The sequence below is a fragment of the Streptomyces albospinus genome (assembly GCF_014648695.1).
Taxonomy (GTDB): Bacteria; Actinomycetota; Actinomycetes; order Streptomycetales; family Streptomycetaceae; genus Streptomyces; species Streptomyces albospinus.
Map to the genome: position 1 here is coordinate 117,513 of NZ_BMRP01000012.1, position 17,182 is coordinate 134,694.

Annotated in this window: 16 protein-coding genes, 2 pseudogenes and 1 riboswitch; of the genes and pseudogenes, 4 read left to right on the plus strand and 14 right to left on the minus strand. The window is 72.2% G+C overall.

The window, feature by feature from the left end; all coding sequences use genetic code 11:
* Positions 1-9: 9 nt before the first annotated feature.
* The 10 genes from IEZ17_RS18415 to ribD all read right to left on the minus strand — a co-directional run bounded on the left by IEZ17_RS18415 (position 10) and on the right by ribD (position 8,684).
* Positions 10-1,134 (minus strand): hemolysin family protein, encoded by a 1,125-nt coding sequence (locus IEZ17_RS18415; RefSeq protein WP_189301460.1) that lies wholly within the window; start codon positions 1,132-1,134, stop codon positions 10-12.
* A complete protein-coding gene (locus IEZ17_RS18420; RefSeq protein WP_189301462.1) occupies positions 1,131-2,489 on the minus strand; it encodes a hemolysin family protein in 1,359 nt (452 codons plus the stop codon). Before IEZ17_RS18420 ends, IEZ17_RS18415 begins: the two co-directional genes overlap by 4 nt.
* A gap of 174 nt (positions 2,490-2,663) precedes the next feature.
* Positions 2,664-3,134, minus strand: a complete 471-nt coding sequence (locus IEZ17_RS18425) for a PH domain-containing protein (protein ID WP_189301464.1) — start codon at positions 3,132-3,134, stop codon at positions 2,664-2,666.
* Positions 3,135-3,179: 45 nt separating this feature from the next.
* The gene (gene hisG, locus IEZ17_RS18430; RefSeq protein ID WP_189301466.1) at positions 3,180-4,028 is read right to left on the minus strand and encodes an ATP phosphoribosyltransferase; all 849 of its coding nucleotides are present in this window, start codon (positions 4,026-4,028) and stop codon (positions 3,180-3,182) included.
* A gap of 53 nt (positions 4,029-4,081) precedes the next feature.
* Positions 4,082-4,354 carry a phosphoribosyl-ATP diphosphatase gene (locus IEZ17_RS18435; RefSeq protein ID WP_046929067.1) on the minus strand — a complete coding sequence of 91 codons (273 nt, stop codon included), beginning with the start codon at positions 4,352-4,354 and terminating at the stop codon, positions 4,082-4,084.
* A gap of 129 nt (positions 4,355-4,483) precedes the next feature.
* Positions 4,484-4,969 (minus strand): 6,7-dimethyl-8-ribityllumazine synthase, encoded by a 486-nt coding sequence (ribH, locus tag IEZ17_RS18440; protein WP_189301468.1) that lies wholly within the window; start codon positions 4,967-4,969, stop codon positions 4,484-4,486.
* Between the two features lie 47 nt (positions 4,970-5,016).
* Positions 5,017-6,303 carry a bifunctional 3,4-dihydroxy-2-butanone-4-phosphate synthase/GTP cyclohydrolase II gene (locus IEZ17_RS18445; RefSeq protein WP_189301470.1) on the minus strand — a complete coding sequence of 429 codons (1,287 nt, stop codon included), beginning with the start codon at positions 6,301-6,303 and terminating at the stop codon, positions 5,017-5,019.
* Positions 6,300-6,956: a nicotinamide mononucleotide transporter family protein gene (locus IEZ17_RS18450; RefSeq protein WP_189301471.1), complete on the minus strand. Its 657-nt coding sequence runs from the start codon at positions 6,954-6,956 to the stop codon at positions 6,300-6,302. The genes IEZ17_RS18445 and IEZ17_RS18450 overlap by 4 nt, the downstream gene beginning before the upstream one ends.
* Complete coding sequence (locus IEZ17_RS18455; protein ID WP_189301474.1) at positions 6,953-7,588, minus strand: riboflavin synthase; 636 nt, start codon at positions 7,586-7,588, stop codon at positions 6,953-6,955. The genes IEZ17_RS18450 and IEZ17_RS18455 overlap by 4 nt, the downstream gene beginning before the upstream one ends.
* Position 7,589: 1 nt before the next feature.
* Positions 7,590-8,684 carry a bifunctional diaminohydroxyphosphoribosylaminopyrimidine deaminase/5-amino-6-(5-phosphoribosylamino)uracil reductase RibD gene (gene ribD / locus IEZ17_RS18460; protein ID WP_373299867.1) on the minus strand — a complete coding sequence of 365 codons (1,095 nt, stop codon included), beginning with the start codon at positions 8,682-8,684 and terminating at the stop codon, positions 7,590-7,592.
* A 184-nt stretch (positions 8,685-8,868) separates the two neighbouring features.
* Positions 8,869-8,999: riboswitch (FMN riboswitch) on the minus strand.
* 178 nt (positions 9,000-9,177) lie between these two features.
* On the opposite strand from ribD, the gene IEZ17_RS18465 reads away from it, so the two are divergent.
* A complete protein-coding gene (locus IEZ17_RS18465) occupies positions 9,178-9,945 on the plus strand; it encodes an SDR family oxidoreductase (RefSeq protein WP_189301478.1) in 768 nt (255 codons plus the stop codon).
* Between the two features lie 106 nt (positions 9,946-10,051).
* A pseudogene (locus IEZ17_RS44480) lies at positions 10,052-10,447 on the plus strand (MFS transporter); the annotation flags it as partial.
* A 261-nt stretch (positions 10,448-10,708) separates the two neighbouring features.
* Here the strand turns inward: IEZ17_RS44480 and IEZ17_RS18475 are convergent.
* Complete coding sequence (locus IEZ17_RS18475) at positions 10,709-11,194, minus strand: acyl-CoA thioesterase (RefSeq protein WP_189301480.1); 486 nt, start codon at positions 11,192-11,194, stop codon at positions 10,709-10,711.
* Between the two features lie 143 nt (positions 11,195-11,337).
* Between IEZ17_RS18475 and IEZ17_RS18480 the strand changes: the two genes are divergently transcribed.
* On the plus strand, positions 11,338-12,747 hold the full coding sequence (locus IEZ17_RS18480) for a uracil-xanthine permease family protein (protein ID WP_189301647.1): 1,410 nt from the start codon (positions 11,338-11,340) through the stop codon (positions 12,745-12,747).
* Between the two features lie 106 nt (positions 12,748-12,853).
* Here the strand turns inward: IEZ17_RS18480 and IEZ17_RS42505 are convergent.
* A pseudogene (locus tag IEZ17_RS42505) lies at positions 12,854-13,129 on the minus strand (phospholipase A2); the annotation flags it as partial.
* Positions 13,130-13,544: 415 nt separating this feature from the next.
* Here IEZ17_RS42505 and IEZ17_RS18490 point away from each other — a divergent pair.
* Positions 13,545-14,198 (plus strand): DUF5995 family protein, encoded by a 654-nt coding sequence (locus IEZ17_RS18490; protein WP_189301649.1) that lies wholly within the window; start codon positions 13,545-13,547, stop codon positions 14,196-14,198.
* A gap of 188 nt (positions 14,199-14,386) precedes the next feature.
* Here the strand turns inward: IEZ17_RS18490 and IEZ17_RS18495 are convergent, their stop codons facing one another.
* On the minus strand, positions 14,387-16,093 hold the full coding sequence (locus IEZ17_RS18495) for a flavin monoamine oxidase family protein (protein ID WP_189301484.1): 1,707 nt from the start codon (positions 16,091-16,093) through the stop codon (positions 14,387-14,389).
* 258 nt (positions 16,094-16,351) lie between these two features.
* A complete protein-coding gene (locus IEZ17_RS18500) occupies positions 16,352-17,182 on the minus strand; it encodes a carbon-nitrogen hydrolase family protein (RefSeq protein WP_189301486.1) in 831 nt (276 codons plus the stop codon).

Below are 17,182 nucleotides of genomic sequence, written 5' to 3' on the forward strand. Positions count from 1 at the left end.
GGTGGCCGGTCAGCCGGCCAGCGCCGGATCCTCCGCCGGCCGCGGCGAGCCCTCGCGCGGTTCGCCCACCCGCTCGTGGCGCGGTGCCGCGCCGGCCGCCGGCTCGGTCCGGTGGGCCGGATCGCGCACCTCGCCGACCAGCATCTCCAGGACGTCCTCCAGCGCCACCAGGCCGAGCACCCGCCCGGCCGGATCGGCCACCGCCGCCAGATGGGAGGCGGCCCGGCGCATCGCGGTCAGCGCGTCGTCCAGGGGCAGTTCGGCGCGGAGGGTGGTCATCGGGTGCCAGATGCGCTGCGGCACCGCCCGGTCCCGCTCCTCCAGGTCGAGCACGTCCTTGACGTGCAGATAGCCCATGTACGTGCCGCCGGGCGCGCACACCGGGAAGCGGGAGAATCCGGTCCGCACGGTCAGCTCCTCCACCTGACGGGGCGTCACGGTCACGTCGACGGTGATCAGCCCGGCCCGGTCGAGGAGGACGTCCGTGACGGGACGGCTGCCGAGCTCCAACGCGTCGGACAGCCGCTCCTGTTCGACGGGGTCCAGCAGGCCGGCCTGCCCGGAGTCCTCGACGAGATGGGTCAGCTGCTCGCTGGTGAAGACCGCCTCGACCTCGTCCTTGGGCTCGACCCGGAAGAGCCGCAGCACCCCGTGGGCCAGCGCGCCGAGCAGGGCGGTGACCGGGCGGCACAGCCGGGCGAAGGCGACCAGCCCCGGGCTGAACCACAGGGCGGTCTTCTCGGGCGCGGCCATGGCCAGGTTCTTGGGAACCATCTCGCCGATGACCAGGTGGAGGAAGACCACGAGCGCGAGGGCGATGACGTAGCCGAGCGGATGGATCAGCGCCTGGGGCAGCCGGACGGCCGCGAAGACCGGCTCCAGGAGGTGGGCGACGGTCGGTTCGGCGACCGCGCCGAGGGTCAGGGAGCAGACGGTGATGCCGAACTGGGCGGCGGCCATCATCTGCGGCAGGTTCTCCAGGCCGTGGAGCACCTGGCGGGCCCGCTTGGAGCCCAGGGTGGCCAGCGGCTCGATCTGGCTGCGGCGTACCGACACCAGGGCGAACTCGGCCCCGACGAAGAAGCCGTTGGCGAGCACCAGGAGCACCGCGAAGAGGAGCTGGGCCACGGTCATCGGGCCACCTCCGCACCGGCCGCGACGGGCTCCCGGGGCTTCTCGGCGGCGGGCGCCGTCCGGACCAGCCTTATCCGCTCGGCGCGGTGGTGCGAGACCAGCCGCACCCGCAGCCGCCAGCCGTCGAGCTCCGCGGTGTCGCCGGGCGCCGGGATCCGGCCCAGTATGTGCGCGACCAGCCCCGCCACCGTCTCGTACGGGCCCTCCGGGGCCTCCAGACCGATCCGCCGCAGGGTGTCGACCCGGCAGCCGCCGTCGGCGTCCCACGTGGGGCGGCCGTCCTCGGCCGGGGCCTGGCCCAGTTCGGGCAGGTCCACCCGGTCGTGCTCGTCGCGGACCTCGCCGACGAGTTCCTCGATGATGTCCTCCAGGGTCACCACACCGGCGGTGCCGCCGTACTCGTCGACCACCACCGCGATCGGCTGCTCGCTGCGCAGCCGTTCCAGCAGCGGCTGCACCGGGAGCGTCTCGGGCACCAGCAGCGGCGGCACCGCTATCCGGAGCGCCGGGGTGCGCAGCCGGTCCTCGGCCGGGACGGCGAGCGCGTCCTTGAGGTGGACCATGCCGACGATCTCGTCCAGCCGGGTGCGGTAGACGGGAAAGCGGGAGAGCCCGGTGGCGCGGGTGAGGTTGACGACGTCCTCGGCGGTCGCGGTCGCCTGGAGGGCGCTGACCCGTACGCGGGGGGTCATCACGTTCTCCGCGGTGAGGTCGCCGAGCGAGAGGGTGCGCACGAACAGATCGGCGGTGTCCTGCTCGATGGCGCCGGCCCGGGCGGAGTGCCGGGCCAGCGAGACCAGTTCGCCGGGGGTGCGGGCGGAGGCCAGCTCGTCGGTGGGCTCCACTCCCAGGGCGCGGACCAGGCGGTTGGCGACGGTGTTCAGCAGGGTGATCACCGGCCGGAAGAAGCGGGAGAAGGCATCCTGCGGGCCGGCGACGAAGCGGGCCACCTGGAGCGGCTTGGAGACCGCCCAGTTCTTGGGCACCAGCTCGCCGACGACCATCTGGACGGCGGAGGCCAGCAGCATGCCGATGACGACCGCGATGCCGGGGACCGCTCCCGTGGGCAGGCCGGTAGCGAGCAGCGGTCCTGACAGGAGCCGGGCCAGCGCGGGCTCGGCGAGCATACCGACCACCAACGAGGTGATGGTGATGCCCAGTTGGGTGCCGGAGAGCTGGAAGGAGAGTTCGCGGAGCGCGGAGACGACGGTGCCGGCGCGGCGGTCGCCGCCGGCCGCGGCCCGTTCGGCGTCCGCCTTCTCGACGGTGACGAGGCCGAACTCCGCGGCCACGAAGAAGCCGTTGGCCAAGATCAGCGCGAGTGCCGCCGCGAGCAGGAGCAAGGGGCCGGTCATGCCGCCGCCTCCGTCGTATGCGGGGGATGGGGAGGGGCGGCGCAGGTACTACAGGACGATCCGTCCATTGCCGGAGGGAGTCACTCCTCGGGTTGTCGTGGTCCCACTGAGGGGCGGGGTGCGGGGCGCACTCCGGAGAACAGAGTAAACAGCGGGGCCCGCGTTAGGGCAGGCTCACCCGGCCGTGTGGTCGACGGCACCATGGCTCTCGGCGAGATCGCGCAGCGCGCGGGCGTCGCGGATGGCCTGGTCCTTCGCGATACCGGGCTGGATTCCCATCGCGGGCAGGCTGGTGCCGTCGGCGAGGTCCAGATGGACCCATGGGTCGCCGGCCCGGAGGTTGACGCGCACCACCTGGGCCCAGGCCAGTTCGCGCGTGGTGGTGAGGTTGACGACGGTGATGCCCTCCTGCCGCGCGACCACCTTGGGGCGGGCGAGCAGCAGGAGGACGGCGGCCACCAGGGCGCCGACCGCGACGAAGCTCATCCGCTCGCCGCCGCTCAGCTTCGGCAGCAGCAGCGCGATCACCACGAGGGCGACGAGCTGGGCGATGCCGACGGCGTACAGGACGGCCCGGGTGCGGGCCGGCCGGAAGGTCACCGGGAGGCCGGGGAGGGAGGCAGCGGGGGACGCGGGCGCGGACACGTGTCGTCTTCCGTCAGGGGGCGTGAGGGTACCGGCGGCGGTATGTCAGAGCCGGCAGGCGTGGATGCCGGTGGTCAGGATCGCGCGGGCGCCGAGGTCGTAGAGCTCGTCCATGATGCGCTGGGCGTCCTTGGACGGGACCATCGAGCGGACCGCGACCCAGCCCTCGTGGTGCAGCGGGGAGACGGTCGGCGACTCCAGTCCGGGGGTGAGCGCGACGGCCTTCTCGACCTGCTCGACCCGGATGTCGTAATCCATCATCACGTACCGGCGGGCCACCAGAACGCCCTGCATACGACGGAGGAACTGGCGCACCTTCGGGTCGTCGTCCGGCGCGCCGGTGCCGCGGATGACCACGGCCTCGGACGTGAGGATCGGCTCGCCGATGATCTCCAGGCCGGCGTTGCGCAGGGTGGTGCCGGTCTCGACGACATCGGCGATGATCTCGGCGACGCCGAGCTGGATGGCGGTCTCGACGGCACCGTCGAGGTGCACGACGGAGGCGTCCACGCCGTTGTCGGCAAGGTGCCGGGTCACCAGGCCCGAGAAGGACGTGGCGATGGTCATGCCGCCGAACTCGCGGACGTCCTTGGCGGTGCCGGGGCGGGTGGCGTAGCGGAACGTCGAGCCGGCGAAGCCGAGCTGGAGGATCTCCTCGGCCGGCGAACCGGAGTCCAGCAGCAGGTCGCGGCCGGTGATGCCGATGTCGAGCCTGCCGGAACCGACGTACACGGCGATGTCGCGGGGGCGCAGGAAGAAGAACTCGACCTCGTTCTCCGCGTCGACCAGGACCAGTTCCCTGCGGTCCTTGCGCTGGCGGTAGCCGGCCTCATGCAGCATCGCCGACGCAGGCTCGGACAGTGAACCCTTGTTGGGGACAGCGATGCGCAGCATGAGAGCGAATTCCTTTGCAGCTAAAGGGAGTTGGCGGCGGAACGGGGGCGGGATCAGAGGTGGGCGTAGACGTCGTCGAGGGAGATGCCCTTGGCGACCATCATCACCTGGAGGTGGTAGAGGAGCTGGGAGATCTCCTCGGCGGCGGCCTCGTCGGATTCGTACTCCGCGGCCATCCACACCTCGGCGGCCTCCTCGACGACCTTCTTGCCGATCGTATGGACACCGGCCTGCACCAGCTCGGCGGTGCGGGAGGTGGCGGGGTCGCCGGTGGCGGCCTTCTGCTGGAGCTCGGCGAAGAGCTCCTCGAACGTCTTCTTGGACATGATGTTGCCTACCCTACGCGGTGCAGTCACAGCGGCGCGCAGCGCCTCGTATGAAGGGTGGTGGTGGGAGACGGGCGGGCGGCGCGCAGCGCCTCGTATGAAGGGTGGTGGTGGGAGAGGGGCGGGCGCTCAGCGCCAGGGCTCCGAGACGGTGCGCAGGGTGGCGGCGGTGGCGACCGCGGCGGTGACCGCTTCGTGGCCCTTGTCCTCGGTGGATCCCGGCAGGCCCGCGCGGTCCAGCGCCTGCTGCTCGGTGTCGCAGGTCAGCACGCCGAAGCCGACCGGTACGCCGGTGTCCACCGCGACCTGGGTCAGGCCCTGGGTGACGCCCTGGCACACATAGTCGAAGTGCGGGGTACCGCCCTTGATGACCACGCCGAGGGCGACCACCGCGTCATAGCCGCGGCCGGCCAGGACCTTGGCCACCACCGGCAGCTCGAAGGCGCCGGGCACCCGCAGCAGCGTCGGCTCGTCGATGCCCAGCTCGGTGAGGGCGCGCAGCGCGCCGTCCACGAGGCCGTCCATGATCTGCTCGTGCCACTGCGCGGCGATCACGGCCACCCGCAGGTCGCCACAGTTCTTCACGGTCAGTTCGGGTGCGCCCTTGCCGCTCACGGTTCTCCTCGTACGGGTGATGGTGCTGAATCTGGCTGACGGGGGGGTTACTGGTTGCCGCAGGTGCTCGTACCGGAGGCATCGAGCCAGGGCAGGTCGTGCCCCATGCGGTCGCGCTTGGTGCGCAGATACCGCAGGTTGTGCTCGCCGGCCTGGACGGGCATCGGCTCGCGGCCGGTGACCTTGAGGCCGTGCCGGACCAGCGCGGCGGTCTTCTCGGGGTTGTTGGTCATCAGGCGCAGCGAGCGCACGCCGAGGTCCCGGAGCATCTGCGCGCCGGCGCCGTAGTCCCGCGAGTCGGCGGGCAGCCCGAGCTCCAGATTGGCGTCGAGGGTGTCCCGGCCGCGCTCCTGGAGCTCGTAGGCGCGCAGCTTGGACAGCAGCCCGATGCCGCGTCCTTCGTGGCCGCGGAGGTAGATGACCACACCGCGGCCGGCCTCGGAGATCCGCTGGAGCGACGCGTCCAGCTGGGGGCCGCAGTCGCAGCGGAGCGAGTGGAAGATGTCGCCGGTCAGGCACTCGGAGTGGACCCGGACCAGGACGTCCTCGCCGTCGCCCAGATTGCCGGCGACCAGCGCGATGTGCTCGACGCCGTCGACCGCGGAGCGGTAGCCGTATGCGGTGAACTCGCCGTGGGCGGTGGGCAGTCGGGTCTCCGCCTCGCGGCGGACGGTGGGTTCGGACGACCGGCGGTAGGCGATCAGGTCCTCGATGGAGATGATCGCCAGCCCGTGCTTGCGGGCGAACGGGACCAGCTCGGGCAGCCGCAGCATGGTGCCGTCCTCGCCGGCGATCTCCACGATGGCGGCGGCCGGGCGCAGTCCGGCCAGCCGCGCGAGGTCGACCCCCGCCTCGGTGTGGCCGTTGCGGACCAGTACGCCGCCGGGCCGGGCCCGCAGCGGGAAGATGTGGCCGGGCCGTACGAAGTCGCCGGGCACCGCCGCACCGGAGGCGAGCAGCCGCAGGGTGGTGGCGCGGTCGGCGGCGGAGATGCCGGTGCTGACGCCGTGCGCGGCGGACGCGTCGACGGAGACGGTGAACGCGGTCCGCATCGACTCGGTGTTCTGGTCGACCATCTGCGGGAGTTCCAGCCGGTCCAGCTCGGCGCCCTCCATCGGGGCGCAGATCAGTCCGCGGCATTCGCTCATCATGAACGCGACGATCTCCGGGGTGGCCATCTCCGCCGCGACGATCAGGTCGCCCTCGTTCTCCCGGTCCTCGTCGTCCACCACGACGACCGGCCGGCCGGCGGCGATGTCCGCGATCGCGCGCTCCACGGGATCCAGCACCAATGCGTCCTCGGTCTCGTCGTACCAGCTCTGCAATGCGGTCATGCCGCAACTCCTTCCAGTACAGGACCGGCATCCGCGCTCCGCGAGCGCAGCCACCAGTCGCGCATGCCCCACACGACGAGGGCGAGGTAGACGACGTAGACAAGGCCGGAGAAGGCGAGCCCGCTGCTGAAGGCGAGCGGGACGCCGACGACGTCGACCAGCAGCCAGGCGAACCAGAACTCGACCAGACCGCGGGCCTGCGCGACCATCGCGGCGAGCGTGCCGACGAAGATGTAGGCGTCCGGCCAGGGGTTCCAGGACAGCTGGGGGATCAGGGTGAACAGGCCGCCGACGGCCGCGGTGCCCAGGGCCGTCCCGCCGATCAGCAGTCCGCGCTCGCGCCGGCCGGCGAACCGCACGGCGACGGAGCCGTCCTGCGCCTGCTGCCGGCCGCGCTGCCACTGGCGCCAGCCCCACAGCGCCACCACGATGACCAGCAGTTGCTTGCCGACGCCGCCGCTGAGGTGGGCGGAGGCGTAGGCGGCGACGAGGATGACACCGGAGAGGAACTGGGCGGGCCAGGTCCATATGGAGCGCCGCCAGCCGAGCGCCAGGGCGGCCAGGCCGATGGTGTTGCCGATCATGTCGGACCAGATGACGTGCTGTCCGAAGGCCGTGAAGGCGGGGCCGTTCAGCCAGTCCAGGACGCTCACCGGTCCATCTCCTTGATCTCCGCGAGGTCGTCGGTGTCCTGGGAGCCCCGGCCGAGCAGCCGCTCCACGTACTTGGCGAGCACGTCGACCTCCAGATTGACGGGGTCGCCGGACTGCTTGATGCCGAGGGTGGTCAGGGCGAGGGTGGTGGGGATGAGGCTGATGGTGAAGTAGTCGTCGGCGGCCTCGACGACGGTGAGGCTGACGCCGTCGACCGTGATGGAGCCCTTCTCGACGACATAGCGGGCGAGTTGGGCGGGCAGCGCGACCTTCACCAGCTCCCAGTGTTCGCCGGGGGTGCGCTCGACGATCGTGCCGGTGCCGTCGACATGGCCCTGGACGAGGTGTCCGCCGAGCCGGCCGCCGAGCGCCATCGGGCGCTCCAGGTTGACCCGCGAGCCGGTGGTCAGCGCGCCGAGGCTGGAGCGCTTGAGGGTCTCGGCCATCACGTCGGCGGTGAACTCCCCGCCTTCGGTGTCCACGACGGTCAGGCAGACGCCGTTGACGGCGATCGAGTCACCGTGCTTCGCGCCTTCGGTGACGACGGGGCCGCGGAGCCGGAAGCGGGCGGCGTCACCGAGGTCCTCGATGGCGGCGACCTCACCCAGTTCTTCGACGATTCCGGTGAACACTTCAGTTCTCCTCGGGACGGGAGTGGCGAATGGGGGTGGCGGTGATGCGCAGGTCGGGGCCGAGCCGGGCGGTGTCGGTCACATCGAGGCGCAACGCCTGGGCGATGGTGGTGATTCCGGCGTCGCCGACGGCGGCCGGGCCGGCGCCCAGCAGCACCGGCGCGAGATAGCCGACGACCTTGTCGACGGCCCCGGCGGCGAGGAAGGCCCCGGCGAGCGTGGGCCCGCCTTCGAGCAGTACGGAGCGCACATCGCGTGCGTGCAGGGCCTGGAGCAGTGCGGGGATGTGCAGGCCGCGCCCCTCGGCGGCGCGCGGCAGCCGCACGATCGGGGCGAGCCCTTCGAGGTGGGCCGCGTCGGCGTCCTCGGCGACCGCGATCAGGGTGGGCGCGGTGCCGTCCAGGACGCGGGCGCCGGCCTTGACGGCGGTTGCGCCGGAGTCCACCACCACCCGCAGCGGCTGGCTGATCTCGTCGTCGGACAGCCCGGCGATCCGCACGCCGAGCTGCGGATCGTCGGCGCGGGCGGTGCCGGAGCCGACGATCACCGCGTCCGCGGCGGCCCGCAGCCGGTGCACATCGGCCCGCGACTCGGGCGAGGAGATCCAGCGGCTGGTGCCGTCGGCGGCGGCGATCCGGCCGTCCAGGGTGGCGGCGTACTTCCACAGCACGAACGGCCGGCCGCGCAGCACCGACGTCAGCCACGCTTCGTTGCCGGCCGCGGCCTCGTCGGCGAGCAGTCCGCCCTCGACGTCGATCCCGGCCTCGGCCAGGGCCAGGGCACCGCCGGTGGCGGTCGGGTTCGGGTCGGCGACGGCGTAGACGACCCGGGCGACACCGGCCTCGATCAGCGCCCGGGCGCACGGTCCCGTACGCCCGGTGTGGTTGCAGGGCTCCAGGGTGACCAGCGCGGTGCCGCCCCGGGCCCGTTCGCCCGCGGCACGCAGCGCGTGGACCTCGGCGTGCGGCCCGCCGGCCCGCTCGTGCCAGCCCTCGCCCGCCGTACGGCCCTCGGAGTCCAGGACGACACAGCCGACGACCGGGTTGGGGCTGGTGCGCCCGAGGCCGCGGGCGGCGAGCTCGATGGCTCGGCGCATCGCCGCAGTCTCTACGGGGGCTGCGGTGGCCACCGGGTCCTCCTGCCTCTCAGGGCACGGACTCCGGGGCTGTCTGGACGACAGAAGCGGAAACAGAGCCACGGGGACACCGAGGCCGGAAAAGAGGGCTCGCCCGGAACATGGCCGGACGCGCCGCCGACGGCGGTGTACCGAAGCTCGCCCGCCGCGCACTGCCTCCCATCCGGACTTTCACCGTCGGTGCAGGAATTTCACCTGCTCAACCGGCCGCTGGCTGCGGACGGGTCGCGGACTGTTACCGCCGGTTCGGAATTACACCGACCCCGGAGTGCGCTGCTGCTCTTATGTCAGTACACGCTCAGTGTGCCACGGCTGATCGTGACCCATGCGAGCGAAGCCCTGTGGGCTGCCTCACAGACCCCGGCGCGTCGCCTGTCGCAGCCGCCACCGATGTTCCGTCATTAGGCCGGTATCCCTCTGATTTCCCGCCTCCCACCCCAAGGACTGATCCGCGATGGCGACAATTCTGGTCACCGGCGGCACGGGCACGCTCGGACACGCCCTGGTCGACCGGCTGCTCCGCGACGGCCACGACGTACGGTCGCTCAGCCGGCGGCCCCATACGGGCACCGCGCGCCCGCAGCTGCGGTCGTACGCCGTCGATCTGCGCGACGGCACCGGCCTGGCGGACGCGGTGGCCGGCGTGGACGCCGTCGTGCACTGCGCCACGGCCCCCACGGGCGGCGACGAGGAGGCGGCGGAGCGGCTGGTCGAGGCGGCGCGGCGGGCGGGCATCCGGCACCTCGTGTACATCTCGATCGTCGGCGTGGACCGGATCCCGCTCGGCTACTACCGCACCAAGCTCGCGGTGGAGCGGCTGATCGAGGAGTCCGGCGTCGGCTGGACGGTGCTGCGGACGACGCAGTTCCACCACCTGGTGCTCAGGATCGTCAAGGCGCTCGCCAAGTCACCGGTGCTGCCGGTGCCGGCGGGGGTCCGCATCCAGCCCGTCGACGTGGGCGAAGTGGCGGACCGGCTGGCCGAGTTGGCGCTCGGCGCGCCGGCCGGGCGGGTGCCGGACATGGGCGGGCCCGAGGCGCTGGAGTTCCGGGACCTGGCCCGCCTGACCCTCGCGGCGGGCGGACGGCACCGGCTGCTGCTCCCGCTACCGCTGCCCGGCGCGAGCATGGCGGCGCTGCGGCGGGGCGCGAACCTCGCACCGGACCACGCGGACGGGCGGCGGACCTATGCGGAATTCCTGGCGGAGCGGGTGGCCCGCTGAACGGTCGGGAGCCGCGTCCTGCCGCCAAAGTGCCTTTGAACTGGGGGAGTCGGTGGCCGACCCGATTCCCGTGTTGTCAGGCGGGGTTCCCGATAATTTACCGCCCATGGCTGACAACGGCGCTCCCGACGTCATCCCCCGCCCCCACCCCGTTCTGCGCCGCGCACGCCGGTCCGTCGCCGCGGTGTTCCTCGTGCACGGCGCGGCCACCGGAAACTTCGCCACCCGCATCCCCTGGATCCAGGACCACACCGGCATCTCCCCCGGCCAACTCGGCCTGGCCCTGGCCTTTCCCGCGATCGGCGCCTCGTTGGCGATGCCGCTCGCGGGCCGGATCAGCCACCGCTTCGGCGCCCGCACCGCGCTCCGCGGACTGCTCGCCTGCTGGACTCTGTCCCTGCTCCTGCCCGCCCTCTCCCCCGATGTCCACGTGCTGTGCCTGGCGCTGCTGGCCTACGGCGCGAGCTCGGGCATGGCGGACGTCGCCAGGCACCGACGCGGGCCTGGCCGCCGCCTCCACCACCGCCTTCGCCTGCACGATGGCCGCCGCCCGGCTGGCCGGCGACACGGTGGTGGCGCGGTTCGGGCCGGTGCCGTCGGCGCATCGCCCAGGCGACCTCGCTGACCGTCTCCTTCATGCTGGTCACGGCGCTGGCCTTCGGCCTGGTCGTGGGCGCCCGGGTGCTGCGGGTCCCGTCCGGTACCGCGTCCGGGGGCGCGGCGGCCGTGACCGGCGATCTGGAGCGGTCCTGACCGCCGCGCGTCAGGCGGCGTCCGCCGCCGCGCCCGCCGTCTCCGGCTTGAGCAGGTCCGCGGCGATCGCGCGGGCCCGGTCCGACCAGGGGGTGGGGCGCAGCGTCCCGGCGTCGACGCGGACGAGCACCCGGTGGCCGTGTGCGTAGGTCCCGGTCCCGTCGGCGTCGCAGATCCGGAAGCCGTAGGTGAGCCCGGTACGGCCCAGGCGCTCGACCCACAGGTGCGCGGCGAAGCGGCCGGCGCTGGTGACCGGCCGCTCGTAGGAGACCCGCATCTCCTTGATCACGTTGCACATGTCGCCGGCGGCGGCCCAGTCGCCGTCGAACCCGAAGCCGAAGCCGTGCCAGTACTCGGCCCAGGCCCGCTCGACCAGCAGCGGGTAGCGGGAGTTGTGGAGCATGCCGAGCGCGTCGAGGTCGTCGAAGTGGACCGTGACGGGGACCAGTTGCCCGTAGGGGACGGGGTCGGCGGCCTGGAGGGGTTCGACGCTCACTGCTGATGCTCCTGGTTTTCCTGGTGCGGTGACCGGTACGCGTGGCACCGGTGGGGCTGCTGTGATGAGCCCGAGCCATCGTAAGCGGCTGCTTAGAATGCTTTCCGTCCCCCTGTGAACACCTCATGAAGACTGGAGCAGTCATGGGCCTCGGTGTGCGCTGGACCGTACACGGCGACGGGCGCAACCCGGCCCCCGGAGCGGTGGTCGGACCGGACGAGCGGCTGTCGTGGCCGCGGACGGCGGGCCTCGGCGCACAGCATGTCGTCGCGATGTTCGGCGCGAGCTTCGTCGCCCCGGTGCTGATGGGCCTGGACCCCAACCTCGCCATCATGATGTCCGGTGTCGCCACCGTCATCTTCCTGCTGGCCACCCGCGGCCGGGTGCCCTCCTATCTGGGCTGCTCGCTCTCCTTCGTGGGCGTCGCGGCCGTCATCCGGGCGCAGGGCGGCACCAGCGCGACGGTCACCGGCGCGGTCCTGGTGGTCGGTGTGGTGCTGTTCCTCATCGGCCTGGCGGTCCAGCGGTTCGGCGCGCGCATCATCCATGCCGCGATGCCGCCGGTGGTCACCGGCGCCGTCGTCATGCTGATCGGCTTCAACCTGGCGCCGGTGACGGCGAGTACGTACTGGCCGCAGGACCAGTGGGTGGCGCTGCTGACGATGCTGGCCACCGGGCTCGCGGTGGTGTGCCTGCGCGGCTTCTGGTCGCGGATCGCGATCTTCCTCGGGCTGGTCTTCGGCTACGCCATCTCCTGGATCTTCGACCGGGCCTTCGGAATGATCCATTCCGTCAACGGCGCCGGCAAGGTCGTCGACCACTGGCGGCTCGACTTCTCGGCGGTCGGCAAGGCGGACTGGATCGGGCTGCCGTCCTTCCACGGGCCCGCCTTCCAGTGGTCGGCGATCCTTGTCGCGCTGCCGGTGGTGATCGCGCTGGTCGCGGAGAACGCCGGACACGTCAAGGCGGTCGGCGAGATGACCGGCGACCCGCTGGACGACAAGCTCGGCACCGCGATCTCCGCGGACGGCGCCGCCTCGGTGCTCTCCACGGCGCTCGGCGGCCCGCCCAACACCACCTACTCCGAGAACATCGGCGTGATGGCGGCGACCCGGGTCTACTCCACCGCGGCCTACTGGGCGGCGGCCGGCTTCGCGCTCCTCTTCGGCCTGTGCCCCAAGTTCGGCGCGGTGGTGGCCGCGATCCCCGGCGGGGTGCTGGGCGGTATCACCGTCATCCTGTACGGGATGATCGGCCTGCTCGGCGCCCAGATCTGGGTGCACAACAAGGTGGACCTCCGCAATCCGCTCAACCTCGTACCGGTCGCCGCGGGCATCATCATCGGCGTCGGCGGGGTCGACCTGCGCATCAGCGCCGACTTCCAGCTGGGCGGCATCGCCCTGGGCACGATCGTGGTGCTCTCCGGCTACCACGTACTGCGCGTCCTGGCCCCCGCCCACCTCAAGGAGCAGCGCCCCCTGCTGGACGAGGGCACCTCGGCGTACGACCGGCCGGCCGACGAGCGGGACGCACGGCCGGACGAGCGGCACTGACGCACCCCTCGGGCGATCCGGTGGCGCGGACGTGGGACATCCCGCATTCCGCGCCGCCGGAACCGCCTACCGCCCGCTTGCGCCGAACTTCCCGACCGCCTCGCCATCAGGTCCACGCCAGCGCGTTGCAGGAGCTCTTCCTCGCACCGGAGCAGACCGCGCAGACCCGCTCGAAATCCTCGTACAGCGCACGGTCCACGCGCGGTTCGTCGACGGCGAAGGTGCCCGCCTCCTTGTCGCTGCGGTATCCGAAGTCCTGCCGCGCACAGGAGGTCTTGAAAGGAAATCCGAAGGGGTTGTCGGGGAGCCTGGTGCAATAGTCGGTGGACCAGTCGAATCCATAGGCGGCCCCTTTCGCCCGACGGTTCCGGGCGGCCGGCCAGCGGCCGTCACCGGCGCGGTCGCCGCCAGGAGCGGGTCGGCCGACGCGGCGGACAATCTCGGGGAAATGGGTCAACTTGCGGAATTGTGCGCCGCGTTCACCGCGGTGATTCCTGGGACGCCGAACGGAAATGGGTTTCGCAAAGGGCATTGGCTTCCGGGGCGGCCCGTCGGAAGTACGTGACAAACGTCGTCACGCGCCCCGGGAACGCGCGGGAAGGGCCTCAGGACGGCGCGCTGATTATTACTCCGATCCGGTCAACAGGCCGCGGTCGGCGGCATATTCGGGGGCATCCCGATGTCACGCTGAGCAGATGACGACGATTCAGCAGCACGGCGGAAAGGGCCCGCGGCGCACCGCGGAGAGCCCCGCCGCACGGCCCCCCGACGGCGCCGGCCCCGCGACAACGGCAGGCGTGGCCGATGTCCTGGCGCGGCTGCGCGCCCTGGACGCATCGCTGCCCCCGGAGGACGGGGTGGCGGTGTTCAACCGGGTCTATCTGACCGTCACCGAGGCGGTCGCGCAGCGCGTGGGGGGTGGCGCCTTCGAGGACCCGGAAGCCACCGGTGAACTGGACATCCACTTCGCCCGCCGCTACTTCACCGCCGTGGACGCGGACGCCACGGGGCTGCGCCCGCCGGCCTGCTGGCGCCCGCTCTTCCAGCTGCGGCGGCATCCCGGGGTCCGCCCGCTGCAGTTCGCGCTGGCCGGCATCAATGCGCACATCGGCCACGATCTCGCGCTCGCCGTCCTGGACACCTGCCAGGCGCTCGGCTGCGAACCGCCCGCCCTGGAAGGCGACTTCGACCGGATCGGCACCGTTCTGACCGGCCTGGAGGAGGGCATCCGGGAGACCCTGATGCCCGGCCCCGACGTGCTCGACATCGCCGATCCGCTCACGCATCTGATCGGCTCCTGGAGCCTGGAGATGGCCCGGGACGGCGCCTGGGCCGCGGCCCGGATGCTGTGGGGCGTCCGCCGGCTGCCGGAGATGGCCGAGGAGCTGGCCGAGCGCCTGGACGCGAGCGTCGGCCTGATCGGCCGGTGCCTGCTGACGCCGCTGAACTGACCCCGCCACCGGGCACGGGACACCCTGGGCGGCGTCATTCCGCCGCACCGCCGGGGGGACAGCACGGCGGCGCCCGCGAGGTGCTGCTCGATCTCCAGGTCCGCCGCCGGGGCGGCGGCGAAAGGGCCGACCGCGCCGCCGGACTGCACGCCCGGATCCGCGCGGCCGGCCTCCGGCAACCGGACCGGTCAGTCCTCGGGGAGCTCGATCGGGGCGATCTCGTCGTAGACGTCGCCCGGGCCAGGGTTGGCCGCGTCCGTGGCGCCGCCGAAGTGGTGCATCACGCCCCACACCGCGTTCAGCGCGGTCTGCACGGCGCCCTCGGCCCAGCCCGCGGTCCAGGAGATGTCGTCGCCGGCCAGGAAGATGCCGCGCTTGTCCTCGGGGAGCAGGTCCTGCATGAAGTGGGTGAACAGACGCCGCTGGTAGCGGTAGTGGCCGGGGAGGTTGGCCTTGAACGCGCCCATGAAGTAGGGCTCGTTCTCCCAGGAGACGGTGACCGGGTTGCCGATGATGTGCTTGCGGATGTCGACGTTCGGATAGATCTCCGACAGCGACTTCAGCATGACCTCCATGCGCTCGTTGGCGTTCAGCGGCAGCCACTTGAGGCTGTCGTCGCACCACGTGTACGAGAGGCAGATGACGGCCGGCCGGTCCGGCCCGTCGTCCAGGAGGTAGGTGCCCCGGGTCATCCGGTCGGTGAGCGTCATGCTCATCACGTCCCGGTCGGTGGGCTCGCCGTTCTCGTCGACGGCCTTGTCCAGCCAGAACGGCCGGTCCACGGGCACGAAGAGCTTGCTGGACTCCATGTAGTGGGTCCGCTCCATCGCCGTCCAGTGGTCGATCGGGAACAGCGCGTCGTCGCAGGCGATCTTGCTCAACAGCATCCAGGACTGCGCGGTGAAGACCGCGGCCTCGTAGGTGCGGATGTCGCCGGCGGCGTCGGTCACCGTGACGCGGTTGCCCGCGGTGCGGTGGAGCCGGGTCACGGCCGGGCGGGGCGCGCCGTCGTGCAGCGTGGCGAGCGAGGTGCCCGGCGCCCAGTACACGATCTTCTCGGGCTCGCGCTCCCACAGGCGCAGCGGAAGCTGCTGGCTGCCGCCCACGATGCCCCGGTGGTGGTCGTCGGCCTCGGTGTAGACGACGCGCAGGATCTCCAGGATGGAGTTGGGGAAGTCGGTGTCCCAGCCGCCGGTGCCGAACCCGACCTGGCCGAAGATCTCCCGGTGCCGGAAGGAGCGGAAGGCGGTGGAGTCGCAGAGGAATCCGTAGAAGGTCTGGTTGTCGAGCTTCTCGACGAGCCGGGACCAGATCTCCCGGATCCGCGGGACGTCGCGCTCGCGCAGCGCCCGGTTCATGTCGGAGAAGTCCGCGCCCTCCTCCAGGCAGGCGTTCCAGGCGTCCATGACCTGGGTGTAGACCTCGGGCAGGTCCGCGACGGTGCGCGCGTAGTGCGACTCGCCCTTGAGGTCGACGACCGTCGACGGGGTGTCGGGGGCCAGCGGGTTGGGGAACGGCCTGGTCTCCAGGCCCACCAGGTCGATGTAGTGCTGGAGCGCGGTGGAGCTCGGCGGGAAGCGCATCGCGCCCATCTCGGCGGTCAGGCCCGGGTCGCAGCCCTCGAAGCCGACGGTGCGCAGCCGGCCGCCTATCCGGTCCGCCTCGTAGACGACGGGCTTGAGGCCCATCTTCATCAGCTCGTAGGCGGTGATGATGCCGGAGAGGCCGCCGCCGATGACCGCGACCTCCTTGCCGTGCTCGGTGGCGGGGACCTGGCCCAGGCCCGCGGGGTGCGCCAGGAAGTCGTCGTAGGCGTACGGGAAGTCCGGGCCGAACATGGTGATCGGCGGCTGGGCATCCGCGTGGTGGGCGGCGGTGGGCACCGTGGACGTCATCGGGGCGGACTCCTTGCGGGCGGGGCGGTGTATCGGGGCAGGCCGGAGCGGGGCTCGGCGGGGTACGAGGGCCGGGGGCGGTGCGGCGGGGCAGGCCGGGGCCGGCCCGCGCCCCGTCGTGCGGCGGGGGCGGATCAGGTCACATCAGGGGCAGGTCACATCAGGGCAGGTCACGTCGGGTCGGCGGTCGGAGTACGGTGGCGCTCCGGTCACGCCGGGGGGCGGTTCACCTGCGGGGTCCGGTCGCGTCGGCGGGGGTCACGCCAGGTGGCCGTACAGCTCGGGCCGCCGGTCGTGCAGATAGGGGTTGTGCTCCCGCGACGCCTTCAGGAAGTCCGGGTCGACGGCGGCCTGCACCAGTTGCTCGGAGCGCCCGGCGCGGGTCCGTACGACACCGTCCGGTCCGGCCAGGCAGCTGAGCCCGACGAACTCGAACTCGCCCTCCTCGCCGACCCGGTTGACATACGCGACGTACATCTGGCTCTCGAAGGCGCGCACCGGGACGACGGACTCGGCGACGAACTGGAAGGGGTGCATCTGCGCGGTCGGCACCAGCAGCAGGTCCGTACCGGCCAGCGCGTGCGCCCGGACGTTCTCCGGGAATTCCACGTCGTAGCAGATCAGCAGGCCGATCCGGACTCCGGCCAACTCGGCCTGGACGACGGGCCGGTCGCCCGGCGTGAACCATTCGCGCTCGAAGCAGCCGAAGAGATGGGTCTTGCGGTAGTTCGCGAGCCGGGCGCCGTCCGGCCCGATCAGCTGCGCCGAGTTGTAGACCACGGCCCTGCCGTCGCCCGCGCCGTCGTCCCCGCTCTCGGGGGCGCGCTCCGGGTAGCCGTAGAGGACCGCGATGCCGTGGGCGGCGGCGATACCGGCGACGGCCCGGGCACCGGCGCCGTCGGCGGTCTCGGCGAGGCGGTGGACATCGCCGCCGATGGCATAGCCGGTGAGGAACAGCTCGGGGCAGGCGAGCAGCCCGGCGCCGGTCGCGGCTGCCTCACGGGCCGCTTCGTCCAGCAGCCGCAGGTTGTGCGCAACGTCGCCGGGCCGTCCCGAACTCTGGAGCAGGGCGGTGTGCAGCGGCGGCAT

Coding starts and splice junctions, on each gene's coding strand:
- IEZ17_RS18415 (WP_189301460.1), bottom strand. CDS start 1,134: ATGACCGTGGCCCAGCTCCTCTTCGCGGTGCTCCTGGTGCTCGCCAAC.
- IEZ17_RS18420 (WP_189301462.1), bottom strand. CDS start 2,489: ATGACCGGCCCCTTGCTCCTGCTCGCGGCGGCACTCGCGCTGATCTTG.
- hisG (WP_189301466.1), bottom strand. CDS start 4,028: ATGCTGCGCATCGCTGTCCCCAACAAGGGTTCACTGTCCGAGCCTGCG.
- IEZ17_RS18435 (WP_046929067.1), bottom strand. CDS start 4,354: ATGTCCAAGAAGACGTTCGAGGAGCTCTTCGCCGAGCTCCAGCAGAAG.
- IEZ17_RS18445 (WP_189301470.1), bottom strand. CDS start 6,303: ATGACCGCATTGCAGAGCTGGTACGACGAGACCGAGGACGCATTGGTG.
- ribD (WP_373299867.1), bottom strand. CDS start 8,684: ATGCGCCGAGCCATCGAGCTCGCCGCCCGCGGCCTCGGGCGCACCAGC.
- IEZ17_RS18465 (WP_189301478.1), top strand. CDS start 9,178: ATGGCGACAATTCTGGTCACCGGCGGCACGGGCACGCTCGGACACGCC.
- IEZ17_RS18480 (WP_189301647.1), top strand. CDS start 11,338: ATGGGCCTCGGTGTGCGCTGGACCGTACACGGCGACGGGCGCAACCCG.
- IEZ17_RS18495 (WP_189301484.1), bottom strand. CDS start 16,093: ATGACGTCCACGGTGCCCACCGCCGCCCACCACGCGGATGCCCAGCCG.
- IEZ17_RS18500 (WP_189301486.1), bottom strand. CDS start 17,182: ATGCCGCCGCTGCACACCGCCCTGCTCCAGAGTTCGGGACGGCCCGGC.